Here is a 638-nt window from a genome sequence, read left to right on the forward strand (position 1 = left end):
ATTCCCGAGGAATTGGGACCCTGGTGGCGGGCTGCCCAGATCTTCATCCGCTGGTCGCGTGCCGGCGTCTGGGAGCGGCTTCTTCACCTCGTGCGGGAGCGCGGTGTCCAACTCGGTATGGTGTTCCTCGACGGCACGAACGTTCGGGCGCACCAAAAGGCGGCGGGAGCCGCCAAAAGGGGGGATCTGCAGCCGAGCGAGACGCTCGTGAAGCTGTTGGCCGCTCGCGTGGCGGGTATGGCACCAAGGCTTGCGTGATCGCCGACGGGCAGGGCCGCGCCATCGCCTTCCGGCTGGCGCCCGGTCAGGCCCATGAACTCCCTCACGCCGTTCCCCTGCTCGACCAACTGCCGGGGGTGCCCAAATGGGTCGTGGGGGACCGCGGCTATACCAGCCACGTCTTTCGCGAACACATCTGGAATATGGGCGCTCGGCCTGCGATCCCGCCTCAGCGCCACGAAGCGCCCGTGGCCTGCCCGGATTGGATCTACAACAACCGTAACCAGGTCGAGCGCCTCTGGGCCAGGCTCAAAGAGTGGCGCGCCATCGCCACCCGCTACGAGAAGACTGCCGTCAGCTTCATGGGCGTCCTCTCCCTCGCAGCCGCCCTCGATTGGCTCAAGCGATGACACGCCCTA

At 66.8% G+C, this 638-nt stretch carries 1 pseudogene; it reads left to right on the forward strand.

The window, feature by feature from the left end:
• Nucleotides 1-629: pseudogene (locus FV226_RS27695) on the forward strand (IS5 family transposase); the annotation flags it as partial.
• Nucleotides 630-638: the final 9 nt, after the last annotated feature.

The sequence above is a fragment of the Methylobacterium sp. WL12 genome (assembly GCF_008039475.1).
GTDB classification, from domain to species: domain Bacteria; phylum Pseudomonadota; class Alphaproteobacteria; order Rhizobiales; family Beijerinckiaceae; genus Methylobacterium; species Methylobacterium cerastii.